The organism is Lentzea californiensis (assembly GCF_024648825.1).
Taxonomy (GTDB): Bacteria; Actinomycetota; Actinomycetes; order Mycobacteriales; family Pseudonocardiaceae; genus Lentzea; species Lentzea californiensis.
Genome location: NZ_JANBBE010000004.1, coordinates 372,762 through 389,033 on the forward strand (window position 1 = coordinate 372,762; position 16,272 = coordinate 389,033).

Genomic DNA, 16,272 nt, shown 5'->3' on the forward strand with positions numbered 1-16,272 from the left:
AACTCTCACCCATGTCCTCTCCCCGCCCACACGGGTTGGCTGAGCACATGACCGAAGAGATCCTCGTCCTGGGCGCAACCGGCAAGACGGGCCGCCGCGTGGTCCGCACCCTCGAAGCCGCCGGCGCCACCCTCCGCAAGGCCTCCCGCGCGACCGGCTTCGACTGGAACGACCAGTCGACCTGGAAGCAGTTCCTGCACGGCGCCACCGCCGCCTACCTGATCGCCCCGGAAGACCCGTCCGCCGCGTCACCGTTCGTGGAACTGGCCGCGGCCTCAGGCCTGCGCCGCGTAGTCCTGCTCTCAGGCCGTGGCCTCGACCAGACCCCACCGGACGTCTTCCGGGGCATGCACGCCGCCGAGAAGGCGGTCAGGTCGAGCGACCTGCCGTGGACCATCCTGCGCGCCAACAACTTCAACCAGAACTTCTCCGAGCAGGTCTGGCAGCCCGAAATCGACGCGGGCCGCCTCTCCCTGCCCGTCGACGACACCCCGGAACCGTTCGTGGACGTCCAGGACATCGCCGAGGTAGCCGCCCTGGCCCTCACCACCGACGACCACCAGGGCAAGACCTACGACCTCACCGGCCCGGAGGGAGTCACCTTCGCCACCGCCGTAGCCAAGATCGCCGCAGCCACCGGCCGCACCATCGAACTGGTCGAACTCACCCCGGCCGAGTACCGCGAAGCCCTGCTGGCCCAAGGCGCCCCAGAAGAGGTGGCCACCGAACTGAACGGCATGTTCGAAAGCATGCGCAAGGGCCAGCTGGCCACCCCGACCGACGACGTGGCCCGCCTCCTGAACCGCCCAGCCACCAGCTTCGACGCCTACGTCGCGGAAACCTGGCGCTGACGAGGCAACAACAGGTGCACGGCGAACCCAGCCGCCGTGGCCAGCACCGCCTGGTAGACGACCGACCCCTGGTACCCGCCCCCGACGAGGAACGCGGCGTCCAGCCCGGTCGTCCACCAGCCGGCCAGCTCACCGAGCCCCAGCACGTGCCACCCGAAGAACCCGGCACACCACCCGCCGACCACCCAGGCAGCCTGCCCGCCCCGCCGCGCGAACAGGAACGCCGACACCGCGGCCACGGCGTTGAAGGCCAGCGCGATGCCGGTCAGCGTCGCGCCGGGGTTCCACAGCAGGGTCGCCGCCGTCTGCACCACGAGCACGCCGACGACCAGCCCGATGCCCAACCGCGTCTTGTCCACGAGCTTGATTATTCAGGGGTGCTCGGAGGTGCGCCTCGCTCGCCCGACGACTCCACTAGGGCTGATATCTGTTCCACTGCCGTCGCAGGGTCCTGGTGTTCCCAGATGCGGACGGGCAACCAACCGGCATCACGCAGCATTTGGTCGGTCTCCTGGTCGCGTTCCCTGTTCCCACGAACCTTCTCGGCCCAGTAGGTCGCGTTCGTCGCGGCGACGGTGTGGTGCTCTTCGCAACCGTGCCAGAAGCAGCCGTCGACGAACACGGCCACCTTGAGCCGGGTGAACACGATGTCCGCAGTGCGCCGGACCCCCGGCAGCGGTCGGTAGGAGACACGATAACGCAGGCCGCGCGCGTGCAGCAGCCTGCGGATCGCCAACTCCGGCTTCGTGTCGCGGCTCTTGTTGCTCTGCATGCTGCGGCGCACACCGGCGTTGGCGGCCTTCGTCGGACGTTCGATGCTCATCGCGGTCACTTCGCCGGTCGGTCGGCCAATCCGTTCGCGATGTGCCTGGCCAGGTACTGGGCCAACTGCACCGGTACCGCGTTGCCGATCTGGCGTGCGATCTCGAGCTTCGGGCCACACCACTCGAAAGTGTCAGGGAATCCCTGCAACCTGGCGGCTTCGTGATGAGTCAGCGCACGGTTCTCGGACGGGTGGATGTAGCGGCCCTTTTCCGGCTTGAAGAACTCCGTGCGGATGGTGACGGACGGCTTGTCCCATCGCAGCCGGCCCATCACATCGCCTGACCCGGTCGTGTGCTTGATCCAACACGGGGCCTTCAAGTGATCGGGAAGGTCGAACCGGTTGCCGCCTTCCGGGATCGCCTCGAACCTGTCCTTCGACAGCTGTTGGTAGTTCCGTGTGATGTGCAGCTCGTTCGCGGTGTACTTGCCGGGGACCACGCGACCGAAGACCTCGTACACGCGGCCAGGCGGCAGGTCGACCTGTGTCTCAGGCACTGCTTGGTTGAGGTCGCTGATGGCATCCTTGACCGTCGGCCATGCCGCAGGCGCGACCTGGACGGCGGGGAGTGGGATCTGCTCCACGTCGCGGTGCGTGCCGATCACGATCGCACGGCGACGGAGCTGTGACGAGCCGAAGTCGGTGGCTCGAAGGATGCCGAAGTCGATGCTGTAGTCGCTGAGCTCGCCACCTCGCTGGGTCAGCTTGCGAAGCGCGGCGAACTGCGTCGTCTTCAGGAACTGGTCGACGTTCTCGAGGAGGAAGGCCTTCGGCCTCACCTTGAGCAGCGTGTCGACGTAGCGTTCCCACAGATCATTGCGCTCGTCGTCCTCGCGCTTGGCACCGAGGTTGGAGAAGCCCTGGCACGGCGGGCCTCCCACGACGACATCGGCTTCGGGCAGATCGCCCTTCACCCAGTCCGCGATGTCGCCCTGGTAGATGTGCTCCTCGCCGAAGTTCGCCGCGTAGGTCGCCGCGGCGTAGAGATCCTTCTCGACCGCGGCGACCGGGGTGAAGCGCTCCGACTCGCGGAACCCCTCGGACAGACCACCGCACCCCGCGAACAGATCGATCACCTTGAGCGGTGGCGTCTTCGCGCTGGCTCTGGACCGATCGGACATCGAGCTCCAACTCTGCGTAGCCGGTGAGGTCGTTGTGACCTCGGATGGTTCGACCAGCTGATCGAACCTGTGTTCACATGCTAGCCGGCGGATGTCGTTGCATCTACCATGCCCGCCGGCGTGGCGCGGGATCGCGGGCGGTATCCGTTTGTACTCCATCTGAGGTCAGTTCCGCCAGATGGTGGCGATTCGAGTAACGAATGGGTCGGCTTGTGCGATCGTAGTTGTTACTTGGCAGATGAGAGGCCTGGGGCGTATTCGCTCAAAAGCGCCTCGGAAACGCGTTCTGCCCGCACTGGTGGAGGATCTGTGTCGTCCAAGCTCGATCAGGTGTACGACGTCTTCATGGATTTGCTCGAGTCCGGGACGCCGGACGAGGCGATCAAAAAGATGGAGATCCTCAGCGTCGAGCAGGAGCTGTTGCAACAGGTCAGGGATCGTCACGAACAAGAGACGATCAAGATCAAGGAACGTGAGGAGCCGAGGTCGGTAGTCCTTGGTAATCGCTTCACCTGGTACACCGGACCTCGTCCCAAGGACAAGTGCTGGCCCGCTATCAAGGGCCTGCTGGTCAAGGACGGATGGTCCGAGTCGTCGATCGATAATCTCGACACGGCGTCGACCAAGGTCGTCTCGATGCTCAGTCATCCGAAGGAAAAGGCGTTCTCCGCTCGCGGCTTGGTCGTCGGGTACGTTCAATCAGGTAAAACCACGAACTTCACCGCGGTCATGGCCAAAGCCGCCGATCGCGGGTACAAGTTGTTCATCGTGCTGGCGGGTATCCACAACGGTTTGCGCAGGCAAACGCAGTTGCGGTTGGAGCAGCAGCTGGTCAGGCCCAACCCCTCGGGCTGGATGCAGCTCACCGACCCGGACAAGGACTTCTCTCCGCCCGCCAACGCCACGGCGTACTTCGCCACGGCCAACAAGCAGCACGTCCTGTGCGTCATAAAGAAGAACCGGGCCGTGCTCGAGAAGTTCGACCAGTGGCTCGCTTCCGCGAAGGAACATCTGCGCGACAGCCCCGCGCTGATCATCGACGACGAGGCGGACCAGGCCACGGTCGCGACCGGCACGATCAACCCTTTGATCTGCCGGATCCTCAACCGGCTGCCGAAGTCCGCGTACGTCGGCTACACGGCCACGCCGTTCGCGAACCTCCTGATCGACCCGTCGGTGCCAGAAGACCTCTATCCCAAGGACTTCATCGTCAACCTGCCCCAACCGGAGGGTCACTTCGGCACCGAGGTGCTGTTCGGTCGGGACGCGTTGGACGGCGAGGATCCGGAAGACGTCTTCGACGGGCATGACATGATCCGTGATGTGCCCGATGACGAGGTGCACCTCGTCCGGCCCGTCTCGAAGACGGACGTCGACGGCTTCATGCCTACGATCTCCGGAAGTCTCCGCCAGGCGATTCTCTACTTCTGGCTGACCACGGCGGCTCGGCGTGTGCGCGGCACCGGCAAGGCCCACTGCACCATGCTGATCCACACGAGTGTGAACACCTCGGTGCACAACAGTTTCGGTCCACCGCTTCGAGGGTTGCGAGAGAAGTGCCTGCAAGCGGTCGAAGCAGGCGATCGGGGCCTGCTCGACGAGTTCCGTGAAATCTGGGAAAAGGAGACCGGCAAAGTCGACGCCGCGGCTTTCGGTGAACGCACACTGGAGTTCAGCGAACTCGAGCCGATGCTGGCGGAGGCCATCCGGTCGTGTCGGATCATCATGGACAACTCGAGCAGCAAGGACAGGCTCGACTACGAGGGCGGTCCGGTCACCGCCATCGCGGTCGGCGGCAACACGTTGTCCCGTGGCCTCACTCTCGAAGGTCTGGCGGTGAGCTACTTCGTGCGGGCCGTCTCGGCGTACGACACGCTGCTGCAGATGGGGCGTTGGTTCGGATATCGCAACGGTTACGCGGACTTGCCCCGGATCTGGATGACCGTCGAGCTTCGTGACTGGTTCCGCCATCTCGCCACGGTGGAGAACGAGATGCGGCGTGACGTCGATGTCTACATGGTCGAGGACAAGACACCGCTGCAGTTCGCGGTACGGCTCAGGACCCATCCGAAGCTGAGAGTCACCGCGGCGGCGAAGATGAAGGACGCCGTCAAGGCGGAGTTCGCTTACGGCGGGCAGCGCATTCAGACCAGGTACTTCAAGACGGACCCCAAGTGGTTGTTGAACAACCAGCAGGCGGCCAAGAGTCTTGTCGCAGGCTCGATCGCCGACGGGGCGTTCCAGGATTCCGATGTGCCTGCTGGACGGTTCCTGTTCCGCGATGTCGATCATGAGCGGGTTCTGGACTTCCTGGAGACCTACGAGTTCCATGAGAGGTCCCAGGAATGCGACGCGGGCCTGATCTCCGCCTACATCAAGAAGCGCGTGACCGCGGCCTCGGCGCTGCGTCGATGGAACGTCGCGATCGTCGGTAACCCGTTGGGCAAGCCAAACACCAGGTCCTTCGAGTTCGCGTCCGGCGTCGAGATCGGACAGAACACCCGCGCTCGACTGCCGGGAGCCATCACCGACGGAACCGTCGACATCAAGACGTTGATGAGCCGCAGGGACGCGGCCATCGACCTGCGGACACCCAAGAGCAAGAGCGGCCTGAGCGAGGGAGAGATCGAGGATCTGCGTCGTTCCCAGTCGCCATCGACCGGACTCCTCGTTCTCTACGCGATCGACAAGGACTCCAAGCCTCACAAGACGCATCGTGATCCGCTCGGCTTGGAAGAGGACGCCATCGGCGTCGGATTGGTGTTCCCGAAGCCGAGCGGTCAGGACAACGCCGTCAAGTGGACGTACGTCAGCGCGGACCTGTCGAAGGTCGACATCGAGGAGGAAGACCTCACCAGCCTGTACGAAGAGGAGAGGTGATGGCCGACCATCTCCGAAGCCTGTTGGACGAGCACTGGAACAAGCTCGAACAAGAGGTGGCCTCCGCCCCGAACAGGCTTCGAACGTCCCGACTTCCGTCCGTTTCGGACAACGGGAGTCTCAACGCGGCCATGGACCACGAAGGACTCCGCCACCTGCTCGTGCCGTTGTCCTCGACGCAACACGTGCGGACGAGTGGAGACGGATCGGCACTGCGCCTGAGGGAACGACCTCTCGAAGACGAGGCGTCCTACGTTCGGTACGCCGATTTGTGTTGTACACGAACCGATCTCAACGACGTGTTCACGAGTCTGTGCGTGGACGTGCTTCAGGCCGTTGAGGCGAAGCCGGACCGACCGTTGAAGGCGCTGTACTCGGTGCTCAACCGGTGGCGGTCCTTGTTCCAGAAGTCGTCCTCGGAGCTCGGGCCCGAACAACTCGCCGGACTGTTCGGCGAGCTCCTCGTGCTCAAGAGGCTGCTGGAGTCGTGGCCGACCGCCACCGACTGGTGGTTCGGACCGAATGGTGCCCGACACGACTTCGTCGCGGAAGGGCACGCCATCGAGGTCAAGTCGTCGCTTGCTCCGGAAGAGCGCAGATTTCGCGTTCACGGTGCCGCACAGCTGGAGGTACCTGCGGGAGGTGACCTCGACCTTGTGTGGTTCAGGCTCTCCCGATCACAGGGGCAGGGCGCGGGACTGTTGGACCTGCTCGATCAGATCAGGCGACTTGCCGACGACGAGAGCGGCTTCTTCACCAAGTTGTCGATGGTGGGCTATCGGCCGGTGGACGCGGACCTCTACCGAGATGTTCGGTTCATCGTTCACGAGGAGCGGTGGTACGAGATCGACGACTCGTTCCCACGAGTTCGCTCCGAGTCGATTCCGGAGTCCGTCAGAGACGTTCACTACACCGTGGACCTGGACACCGTCGCGACGCAGCCGCTGAACAAGTCGCAGATCGAGGATCGCCTCGCCGAGATCCTTCGGGGGAATTGATGAACAACGCCGCGTGGTACTCACAGCCCTTTCCGCCCGATGGAGCGAGTGCTGCCGAAGGGATCCGCAACCAGCTCGGCCGTCCAGAGCTGGACCTCTTGACCGTTCTGGTGCGGGAGTCTGCTCAGAACAGTTGGGACGCAAGGCTTCCTGGACACACCGTCGACTACCGGATCGACTACCAGACGGTCGGCGCCGCTCACGCTCCGGTCTGGCGTGATGAGCTCCTGCGGGACGCACCCCAGACCGAACATCTGCCGCTCAGAGCGTCGTTGTCGGCGTCGACGATCGACATCCTGACGATCTCGGATCGGGGGACCAGCGGACTGGGCGGACCGACGCGAGCGGACAGCGCGGTCACCCAGGACCACGACTTCGTCTCCTTCGTGCGCAACATCGGTGAGCCTCGGGACACCGCCCACGGCGGCGGCACCTACGGCTTCGGCAAGGGCATCTTCTACTTGATCGCAAAATCCGGTGCTGTGCTCGTGCACACCCGGTGCCGTGTCGAAGGCGGATTCGAGACCCGGCTCATCGGGTGTGCTCTCTGGCAGAGCCACGTCAAGGGCAACGGCTCCAAGGCGACGCGCTACACAGGGCGTCACTGGTGGGGAAACAGGAAGGCCGATGTCGTAGAGCCTCTGACCGGCCCAGACGCGGAGATGATGGCCTACAGGCTCGGCCTGCGCGCTTTCGAAGCAGATGAGACCGGGACCAGCATCGTGGTGATTGATCCCGAACTCGGTGACCGCGAACCGCACGAGGCGACTGACTACCTGGCCGACGCCATCCTGTGGAATCTGTGGCCGAAGATGCTGTCCGTTGCAGACGAGCGGCCACCGATGACTTTCTCCGTGCGGCATCAGGGGTCTGAGGTCACCGTCCCGGACCCCAGGGACACTCGACCGATCGACCTCTTCGTCGAGGCGTACGAGAACATGTGCTCGGCGGAGAAGGGCCACGTGCTCGAGTCGTTCAATCCGAGGCGCGTGCTCGGCAGGCTAGGGCTGGAGAAGCGGCCCGCGTTGCCGTTGGAACCCACGCCGGCCGCCACCGGGATGGGCATCGAGAAGACGGTTCACCACGTCTGTCTGATGCGAACCGCTGAACTCGTCGTGACCTACCACCAAGGTCCGAAACCGGCTGCGGAGTACCTGTCCTATGCCGGTGTGTTCCGCGTGACGGAGGAGATGGACGCGACGTTCGCTTCGTCCGAGCCGCCGACTCACGACGCCTGGGCGTGGCAATCGTTGGAGGGCCGAGACAAAACCTTCGTGAGGGTCGCCTTCACACGCTTGAAGGAGAAGCTCGACGCACTCGTCGCGATCAACGACAAGGTCAGGTCGCCTGGCGCGGAGGTGCCACTAGGCGCGGCGAGCAGGGAGTTCTCCAGTCTGGTGACCGGATCGTGGGGCATCGGCGGCGGCGTCCGATTCGGGAAGCCGAAGGTGAACCCGGTGGCGCAGAACGACGACGAGGACGTCGAGTGGGAGCCGGAAAGGCGCGATGTGTTCGTGGCCGAAACTCTCTCGCCGGGCTCGAATCCTGTGCCTGACACGCCTGCCTGGGACGGCGGACGGTATCCCGGTGGCGACGAGGTTCCCGATGATCGAACCGGGCTTCGACCGGACATGCCGACGCAGGACGCGCGGCCTGGCTGGGATTCTCTGGCCGGCACGCTCCCTGCGGCACCTCGACCACAGCCGCCGGCCGCACGCCCGAAGGTGCAGTACGTCGCCGAGCCCTACTACGAGATCCGCGACGGAAACGTGGTTCTGGTGCAGGAGTTCCGGTTGCCGGTGCCCGGCACACAACAGGTCTCGCCCCAACTGGCGATCCTGTTGCCGGGCAACGGTGTGCGGGAGATGGATCCCCCCATCGGCGCGGCTCGACCGGAGTTCTTCGGTTGGGAGAGTGAACGAGGACTGCTCGACCGCACGAACGACCTCGTCGTCTCGGGAGGCCCGGGCATCTGGCGGCTGCTGGTAGTTCCCGCGCCTGACACGGTGACCGAGATCGGCGTCGCTGTGAAGCGTGCGGAGGTGGCGAGGTGAGTCGCAGAGCACTTCCGTACCGCACGCCGGGCGACGAGGCCGTCAAGGCACAGCAGTGGATGCTTGTCGTAGACGGTGAGAGCGTCGACCTGCCAGAGGCGTTGCCGGACTGGGATTACCAGATGAGCCTCAGACTCAGGAACGAGGTTCATGTCGACCTGGACGCCGTGTACTCGTCGACAGGATTGTCACCGGAAGCCCGGTTGTCGCTCGTGGTCGTGTGGACCGCGACCGGATCAGGTCTGCGTGGGACGGCCCAGCGGGCCTCCCTGTCCGGAGGAGGGGCCCACAACGTCGTCCTGGACATCGAACTGTCCGGTACCCAGTTGGGAGGGCTGCTCACCCTCGACACGCAGCTGGTACTCGCAGAAGCGCAGGAGACCGGTTCGATCGCGGCTCCACGCCGCGGTGGTTCGGTGTTGTGGACGAACAAACGCGCCCTGCACCTCCAAGGCGACGCACCGCAGTTCCCCATCGCCGTGGTCGACTTCGCGTCCACGCCGCTCCCTGCCGATGCCGCGTGGCACGTGCAGCTCAGCGAAGAGTTGAACACCGCCACGATGGGAGCCTTGCTCCTGCTCGTCAACGAACAGAAGAAGGCGGTGGTGGCCGCCTTCCAGAACGCCGCGTCGCCCAGGGCGATCGACAAGGTGTACCTGTCCGCGGCGTACGCCGACATCGCCAGAACCATGATCGAGCACGCGATAGCGGACCCGGACTTCAGCGAGGAGAGCGACTACGCGGAGGACAGCCTGGGCGCGACGCTCCAGAACCTGCTGTCCAACCTCTTCCCGCACACATCTGTTCAGCATCTTCGCCGACGACGTGACCAGGCCCCGAGCCTCTTCGCGTCCGAGATTCAGGCCGCCGTGAGCATCTTCGAGGAGGCGTGATGAGCCGCCTTTATCCCCGCCTTCTGCCCTGGCACGCCAAGGCACTCCACAACGAGTACCGCGATCTGGACCTGCCCGAACTCACCCTGCGCCATGACGTGACCCACCTCTCTGCCGTGTTCGTGGCAACAGGTGGAGACCGTGTCGGCTCAGCCGAGCTCACCGCACTACGGACCAAGGTGGTCGGACTGGCCACAGAGGCGGGCTATCCAGGCGCGTCCGATCAGGCCGCCCGAGCCAGCTTCGACCTGGCCCTTGCGGAGATGTTGCACAGCGAGATGGGGCTGGTGCCGGCAGAAGCGGCGTCCGGAGACGTCTGGGCATTCCTGTCGCTGGTGCTCCTCCCGGATGTCGCCTACTGGCGTTATCCGGCCCCAGGTCCTGACCGCGTACAGGCGTCCGACATCACCCGTCACGTGTTTGGTCGGCTCTGGTGGCGGGCGCACCTCGTCCACGATCCGAGCGAGCAGGACCCCTACGCGGCACTGGCGATTCTGGGAGAAGCCGCGTTCGACCAGATCTACGCTCGCCGCAAAGCGTTGGGCGGGAGCCCTTACCTGGTGAAGGCAATTCTGCGGGTGTGGGGTGGGCTGGAGCGCAGCGGCGTGAGCGAGCGTGAGGTTCTTCGCGACTTCCTGAAGCGTTTGCTCAGGCTCGCGCCGTTCATGTGCTTCGAGGCGATGGAGGACAGCCAGCTGGATGCTGAGTTGGTGCGTGCCGCACACGACAGTGTTCTGGCTCTGCGCGAGAAGAAGCGGCGTGAGCTTGAGATGGCGGGCGTCTAGATGTGGAGAGGGTCTGCCGTCATGACGGCAGACCCTCTCCACGTACCACTTACCAGCGCCCCTGGCAGGATTCGAACCTGCGACCTCGGGATTAGAAGTCCCTCGCTCTCTCCACTGAGCTACAGAGGCTGGAGGGGTGCGAAGGCCGCCACGAAGTGCGACCACCGGTGCCCCCACCGGACACATCGTCCGAAGTCGATCGACTGTTTCGGCCCTACGTCCAAACGGGTTACGAAAACTGTCTAAACGTGACACGGATCACTTTCGTGGGGCCGTTGAGGCTCTCTCCACGAGGGAAACGTCGAGTCTCGTTGGCCGTGGCGGTCTTCCGCCGGCCAGTAATTTCAGTGCCAGCTCGCCGGCTCTGCGGCCCTTGTCAGCCAGGGGTTGACGCACGGTAGTCAACGGCGGGTCGCTGTAGGCCGCTTCGGGGACGTCGTCGAAGCCGACGATCGAGATGTCTCCCGGGACGGTGAGCGTCAGGTCTCGGGCTGCTTGGAGGGCTCCGAAGGCCAGTTGGTCGGACGTGCACAGCAAAGCGCTCGGGCGCGGCGTGCGGGTGAGTAGCCACCGCGCGCCTAGACGTCCGAGTTCGCGATCACTGCCGCGGGCCTCCCACACCGGAACATTGTCCGGTTCCACCCCGGCTTTTTCCAAAGTGTCGAGGTAGCCGCCCAGGCGGTCTCGGCTCACTCGGAACGGCACGGCCGAACGGCGCTCGTGTGAGACCGGTCCGGATAGGCCGTCCGGGTGCAGTGCGAACGTCAGGATGCCGAACCTGAGGTGTCCCAGGGCGAGGAGGTGTGCCGCGGCCGCGCATGTGCCGGTGTAGTCCTGCACCTCTACTCGCGCTGAGTCCGGCAGCACCGGCTGGTCGATCACCACCAGCGGCAGTCCGCGGGCGGCGACGGCGTCGAACGCCGGGGCGGAGTCGGGTAGTGAGTAGGCGACCATCACGTCTGCCTGTGCGCGCGACACGATCGATGGACGCGGACCGCCCGTGGAGTCGCCTGGCATCAGCACGAGGCTGTGGTCGTGGCCGTCGACGGTCTGGGCCAGGCCGTCGAGCACGATCGAGAGCGCCGGGTCCGAGAACGCGCCGGACAGGCCCTGCGGCAGCATGAAACCCACGGCGGCGGACGAACGGGTCGCGAGTGAGCGGGCCACCGGGTCGGGGCCCGAGTAGCCGAGGGAACGCGCTGTCTCGAGGATGCGTTCGCGCAGTGTCGACGACAGCTGATCAGGCCGGTTGTACGCGTTCGACACCGTTGCCCTGGAGACCCCGACGGCTGCGGCGACGGTGTCCAGCGTCGGCCTGCGTCGGCGGTCGGAGTCCACGGACGCATCGTATGCGAGAGATCGCACCCCCATCGCTGGCGCTGCTGAAGCGCTTCAGTCATGCTGGAGCGCATGTCCCCACGCCTGGCCACGTTCGTCGTCTTCCTCTTGAACGGCGCTGTCTTCGGCACCTGGGCCTCCCGCGTGCCCGCGCTCGCGCAACAGACCGGCGCGGAGGTGGGCAGCCTCGGCCTGGCGTTGCTCGGGGCGAGCGCCGGTCTGGCGTTCACGGCACCGCTGGCGGCACGGATCTGCGCGGTCTACGGGTCGCGTGGGGTCCTGATAGCGAGCAGCCTCCTCAGTCCGCTGCTTCTGCCCGTGCTCGCGTTGTCGCAGTCACCGCTGCAGTTCGGACTGACGCTTATCGCGCTGGGAGCGAGCGTCGCGGCGATGGACGTGTCGATGAACATCGCCGCGGTCGTCGTCGTCCGCGCCTTGCAACGGCCGCTGATGCCGCAGTTCCACGCCGGCTTCAGCGTGGGCGGGCTCATCGGGTCGCTGGGCAGCGCCGCGGCCGCTCAGGCGCACTGGACGCCCATGAAGCACTTCGTCCTGGCGGCGGTTGCCGGCGTGCTGGTGACCGCGCTCATCGCCAAGAGCATCCCCGGAGGAGTAGGGGAGCGTCATAGGGAAGAAGTCACCGAACGAGCGAACGTGCTCAAGAGCCCTGTCCTCTGGCTGTTGGCGAGCGTCGCGCTGTGCAGTGCCATCGCGGAAGGGGCGGCGGCGGACTGGTCGGCGTTGTTCATGGTGCGTGAGCGTGGAATGGGCGACGCGGCGGGCGCATACGCCTATGCGGGCTTCTCCGTCACGATGGCGCTCTCACGGTGGTTCGGCGAACCGATCCAACGGCGTCTGGGCCCGCACCGCCTGCTCGCCGCGGGTGGAGGCCTGGCCGCGACGGGGCTGGCGCTCGCGGTGGTCGTCCCGTTCCCCGCGGCCGGCTACGTCGGGTTCGGCCTGGCCGGGCTGGGGCTCGCGTTCTCGTTCCCCGTGGTCATGGACCTCGCGAGCGAGATCGGCAAGCGTGCGGACGGCAGCGGTGGCGAGCGTGAGCTCGGGCTGGTGACGACGATCGCCTACACCGGGTTCCTCGCGGGGCCGCCGATCGTGGGCGGGCTCGCGCACGTCAGCTCTCTCGTGGTCTCACTCGGGTTCGTGGCGCTCGTCACGGCGCTGATCATTCCTACGACCTTGCTGGCCAGGAGGGCTGCTAGGCAGGCGGCATCCGTTTGAGCGCTTCCCGGCGGATCGGCTCCAGCGCCTTGCTCGCCGTGCTCTCGGTGGCGTCGCCGCCCATGCCGACGGCGACCAGCAACGACTCGTCGCGCGTCACGGCGATGGTGGCCGTGCACACCATGTCCTTGTCCGAGGACGGCCGGGAGCAGCTGAGCCACGTGGCGTGCTTGGCGGTCTCGATCTCGCGCCCGTCCGCCTGGGACTTCTTCGACTCGTCGAACGACCGGTAGGGCACCGCCACCATCACGTACGGGCCCTCGTTGAGCGTGTACAGGCACGAGTTCGCCAACTCGGTCCGCGGCACGGGCTTGAACTTCAGCGTGCCGAGCGGCTTGAGGTCCTTCTCCGTCACCAGGGCGCACGGGTCGACGCCGGCGGTCTTGCGCGGCGTCTCGATGGCGAGCGGCGGAAGCGGTGCCGCGATGGGTTCGCCCTGGATGGAGTACGTGCAACCGGTCAGCGGAAGCAGCACGAGCAGGAGAAGGACAGAACGTCTCACACGGCGCAACACTAGAGGGTCGTAGGCTCCGGGGCGTGGCAATCGAACGCTCCACCAGAACGGGTTTGGTGCCCCTCGTCGTCATCGGCTTCGCAGTGGCGGCCATCGCGGCCGTCGTGCTGAGCTCGTTCGAGAGCGACCCCCCAGCCGGGGTGCAGATCGTGCGAGTGCTGACCGAGATGGGCGCGGTGGTGACCATCGGCTCGTTGTTGCTGGCGGCGTTCCTCGTGCCACCGCAGAAGTCCGGCACTCTCGCAGCGGACGGCTACGCCGCGATGCGCACCGCCGGGTGGTTCGCGCTCGTGTGGCTCGTGGGCGCCCTGTTGTCAGTGCCGTTCACCACAGCGGCCGCGATCGACCGTCCGGTGAGCTCGTTCAGCTTCAGCCAGATGATCGCGACGGCGATGCTGCTGGAGCAGTCGAAGGCGTGGCTCCTGACGGCGATCATCGTGGCGTTGCTCGCACTGGGCTGCCGTCTGGTGCTGTCGTGGGGATGGACGACGGTCCTGCTGTTCGGTGCCATCTTCGCGTTGGTCCCGGTCGCGGTCACAGGACACTCGTCGTCCGGCGGCTCGCACGACATGGCGACCAACAGCCTGTTGTTCCACCTCGTCGCCGCGGTGCTGTGGGTGGGTGGCTTGATCGCGTTGCTCGCGCACGGCAGGCGTGGCGGCGCGCACCTCCCTCTCGCCGCGACGAGGTTCTCGAAGATCGCGCTGGTCTGCTGGATCGTGATGGCCGTCTCGGGTGTGGTGAACGCGCTGGTGCGCATCACACCGGCCGACCTCGTGACGTCCACGTACGGCTGGCTGACGCTCGGCAAGCTGGCGTGCCTGCTGCTGCTCGGCGTGTTCGGCTACTTCCAGCGCGAACGCGGTGTGAAGGGCGTGGTCGACGGCAAGCCGCACGCGTTGCTCAAGCTCGCCGGTCTCGAAGTCCTGCTGATGATGTTCACCATCGGCCTGGCCGTGGCGCTGGCCCGCACGCCTCCTCCCGGCGGCAGCACCGAGCTGCCCAGCCGCACGGAGATCGCGATCGGCTACGACCTCGACGGCCCGCCGACGCTCGCGGCCATCCTGTTCGACTGGCGCTTCGACCTGGTCTTCGGCACCGCGGCGCTGGCTCTCGCGCTGCTCTACGTCCTGGGCGTGCGCAGGCTGACCAAGCGCGGTGACAAGTGGCCGGTGGGCCGGACCGTCGCGTGGCTGTGCGGGTGTTTCTCGCTGTTGTTCGCGACGTCGTCGGGCATGGGCCGGTACTCGCCCGCGATGTTCAGCGTGCACATGGAGGCGCACATGGTGCTGTCCATGCTGACGCCGATCCTGTTCGTCCTCGGTGGACCGGTCACGCTGGCGTTGCGCGCGCTGCCGGTCAACAAGGAGGTGCCGGGGCCGCGGGAGTGGGTGCTGGCCTTCGTGCACTCACCGGTCGCGCGGCTGCTGACGAACCCCTTCGTGGCGCTGGCCTTGTTCGTCGGTTCCTTCTACGCCCTGTACTTCTCGGGACTCTTCGAGGCCGCGCTGCCGTTCCACTGGGCGCACCTCGCGATGAACGCGCACTTCATCCTCGCGGGCTACGTCTTCTACTGGCCCGTGATCGGCGTGGACCCGTCGCCGAACAAGCTGCCGCCGCTCGGCCGGTTGGGGCTGCTGTTCGCGTCGATCCCGTTCCACGCGTTCTTCGGCGTCGTGCTGATGAGCTCCGCGAACGTCATCGGCGAGCAGTTCTACCGCGGCCTCGCGTTGCCGTGGGTGCAGAACCTGCTGGAGGACCAGCGGCTCGGTGGCGGCATCGCGTGGGCCGCGGGCGAGATCCCGTTGCTGGTGGTCATGGTCGCCCTGCTCACGCAGTGGGCGCGGCAGGACGGCCGTGACGCGAAGCGGTACGACCGCAAGGCCGACTCCGATGGAGGAGCCGACCTCGAGGCTTACAACGCGATGCTGAAGAAGATTGCCGGAAAGGGTTAGCGCAGCAAGGACACGAATCAGACGGACAGCGGGCGGCGGAATCCGCGGACCGCGAAGAACGCGCCGATCGCCGCGATCGCGCCGCTCGTGACCAGTGCGCCGAGCACCCCCGTGACGGGGTGGGCGAGCGCCAGGCTGCGGGCGGCGTCGACCGCGTAGGTCAGCGGGTTGACCTTCGCGATCGCCTGCAGCCAGCCCGGCAGGCCGTTGACCGGCACGAACGCGCTGGACGCGAACATCAGCGGGAACATCGCCAGGAAGCCGACGGTCTGCATGAGCTCGGCCTTGCGCACCCACGCGGCGATCGCGATGAACACCCAGCTCAGCGCCCAGCCGACGACCAGTGCCAGGCCCAGCGCGGCGAGGGTGCCGAGCATGCCGCCGTCCGGCCGGAACCCGAACACCAGGATTCCGAACGCGATCATCAGCACCAGCTGGAACGCCGTGCGGACGGCGTCGGACAGGTTGCGCGCCAACAGAACCGTGCTCGGGCGGATGGGCAGCGAACGGAACCGTGCGAGCACACCGTTCGACATGTCCTGCACGAGCCCGATGCCGGACGCGAGAGAGGACTGCATCGCGGTGTTCACGAGGATCGCGGGCAGCAGGTAGTTGATGTAACTCATGCCCGGCGGGAAGTTCGCCGTGGACGTGATGCTGCCGAAGATCTGGCTGAACAGCGTCAGCATGATCAACGGCTGCAGGATGCTGAAGAAGACGAGAGCGGGCGTGCGCAGCAGTGCGCGCAGAGAACGGCCAGTCAGCACGAGGACTTGCGTCGGGTAGCTGCTTCCGTGCCAGGTCAAAGTCGCCATGAGTTCCCC

General features: G+C 66.0%; 14 protein-coding genes and 1 tRNA gene. 8 read left to right on the top strand and 7 right to left on the bottom strand.

Annotation, left to right across the window (positions count from 1 at the left end):
* Positions 1-47 precede the first annotated feature (47 nt).
* The gene (locus LX88_RS18810; protein WP_258949068.1) at positions 48-851 is read left to right on the top strand and encodes an NmrA family NAD(P)-binding protein; all 804 of its coding nucleotides are present in this window, start codon (positions 48-50) and stop codon (positions 849-851) included.
* Here the strand turns inward: LX88_RS18810 and LX88_RS18815 are convergent.
* The 3 genes from LX88_RS18815 to LX88_RS18825 are packed head-to-tail and all read right to left on the bottom strand — an operon-like array spanning position 827 to position 2,954.
* Positions 827-1,210, bottom strand: coding sequence for a hypothetical protein (locus LX88_RS18815; RefSeq protein WP_258949069.1), 384 nt, complete (start codon positions 1,208-1,210; stop codon positions 827-829). The two genes, LX88_RS18810 and LX88_RS18815, sit on opposite strands and share 25 nt — an antisense overlap.
* 8 nt (positions 1,211-1,218) lie before the next feature.
* Positions 1,219-1,674 carry a very short patch repair endonuclease gene (locus LX88_RS18820; protein WP_258949070.1) on the bottom strand — a complete coding sequence of 152 codons (456 nt, stop codon included), beginning with the start codon at positions 1,672-1,674 and terminating at the stop codon, positions 1,219-1,221.
* Positions 1,675-1,679: 5 nt separating this feature from the next.
* A complete protein-coding gene (locus LX88_RS18825; protein WP_258949071.1) occupies positions 1,680-2,954 on the bottom strand; it encodes a DNA cytosine methyltransferase in 1,275 nt (424 codons plus the stop codon).
* A gap of 150 nt (positions 2,955-3,104) precedes the next feature.
* Between LX88_RS18825 and LX88_RS18830 the strand changes: the two genes are divergently transcribed.
* The 5 genes from LX88_RS18830 to LX88_RS18850 all read left to right on the top strand — a co-directional run bounded on the left by LX88_RS18830 (position 3,105) and on the right by LX88_RS18850 (position 10,405).
* On the top strand, positions 3,105-5,675 hold the full coding sequence (locus LX88_RS18830; RefSeq protein ID WP_258949072.1) for a Z1 domain-containing protein: 2,571 nt from the start codon (positions 3,105-3,107) through the stop codon (positions 5,673-5,675).
* Positions 5,675-6,673, top strand: coding sequence for a PD-(D/E)XK motif protein (locus tag LX88_RS18835; RefSeq protein ID WP_258949073.1), 999 nt, complete (start codon positions 5,675-5,677; stop codon positions 6,671-6,673). Before LX88_RS18830 ends, LX88_RS18835 begins: the two co-directional genes overlap by 1 nt.
* A gap of 98 nt (positions 6,674-6,771) precedes the next feature.
* On the top strand, positions 6,772-8,727 hold the full coding sequence (locus LX88_RS18840) for a hypothetical protein (protein ID WP_258949074.1): 1,956 nt from the start codon (positions 6,772-6,774) through the stop codon (positions 8,725-8,727).
* Positions 8,724-9,620, top strand: a complete 897-nt coding sequence (locus LX88_RS18845; protein ID WP_258949075.1) for a hypothetical protein — start codon at positions 8,724-8,726, stop codon at positions 9,618-9,620. Before LX88_RS18840 ends, LX88_RS18845 begins: the two co-directional genes overlap by 4 nt.
* The gene (locus tag LX88_RS18850) at positions 9,620-10,405 is read left to right on the top strand and encodes a DUF6339 family protein (RefSeq protein WP_258949076.1); all 786 of its coding nucleotides are present in this window, start codon (positions 9,620-9,622) and stop codon (positions 10,403-10,405) included. The genes LX88_RS18845 and LX88_RS18850 overlap by 1 nt, the downstream gene beginning before the upstream one ends.
* A 56-nt stretch (positions 10,406-10,461) precedes the next feature.
* Here LX88_RS18850 and LX88_RS18855 read toward each other — a convergent pair.
* Both LX88_RS18855 and LX88_RS18860 read right to left on the bottom strand, forming a co-directional pair.
* Positions 10,462-10,534 (bottom strand) — tRNA-Arg (locus LX88_RS18855).
* Between the two features lie 129 nt (positions 10,535-10,663).
* Complete coding sequence (locus LX88_RS18860; RefSeq protein WP_258949077.1) at positions 10,664-11,743, bottom strand: LacI family DNA-binding transcriptional regulator; 1,080 nt, start codon at positions 11,741-11,743, stop codon at positions 10,664-10,666.
* Positions 11,744-11,815: 72 nt separating this feature from the next.
* On the opposite strand from LX88_RS18860, the gene LX88_RS18865 reads away from it, so the two are divergent.
* Entirely contained in the window at positions 11,816-12,979 is a 1,164-nt protein-coding gene (locus LX88_RS18865) for an MFS transporter (RefSeq protein WP_258949078.1), read from the top strand.
* Here the strand turns inward: LX88_RS18865 and LX88_RS18870 are convergent.
* Complete coding sequence (locus LX88_RS18870) at positions 12,957-13,481, bottom strand: DUF3558 domain-containing protein (protein ID WP_258949079.1); 525 nt, start codon at positions 13,479-13,481, stop codon at positions 12,957-12,959. The two genes, LX88_RS18865 and LX88_RS18870, sit on opposite strands and share 23 nt — an antisense overlap.
* 35 nt (positions 13,482-13,516) lie before the next feature.
* Here LX88_RS18870 and LX88_RS18875 point away from each other — a divergent pair, with 35 nt between their 5' ends.
* Positions 13,517-15,448, top strand: a complete 1,932-nt coding sequence (locus tag LX88_RS18875) for a bifunctional copper resistance protein CopD/cytochrome c oxidase assembly protein (RefSeq protein WP_258949080.1) — start codon at positions 13,517-13,519, stop codon at positions 15,446-15,448.
* A 17-nt stretch (positions 15,449-15,465) separates the two neighbouring features.
* Here LX88_RS18875 and LX88_RS18880 read toward each other — a convergent pair whose 3' ends face one another.
* On the bottom strand, positions 15,466-16,263 hold the full coding sequence (locus LX88_RS18880) for an ABC transporter permease (protein ID WP_258949081.1): 798 nt from the start codon (positions 16,261-16,263) through the stop codon (positions 15,466-15,468).
* Positions 16,264-16,272 lie beyond the last annotated feature (9 nt).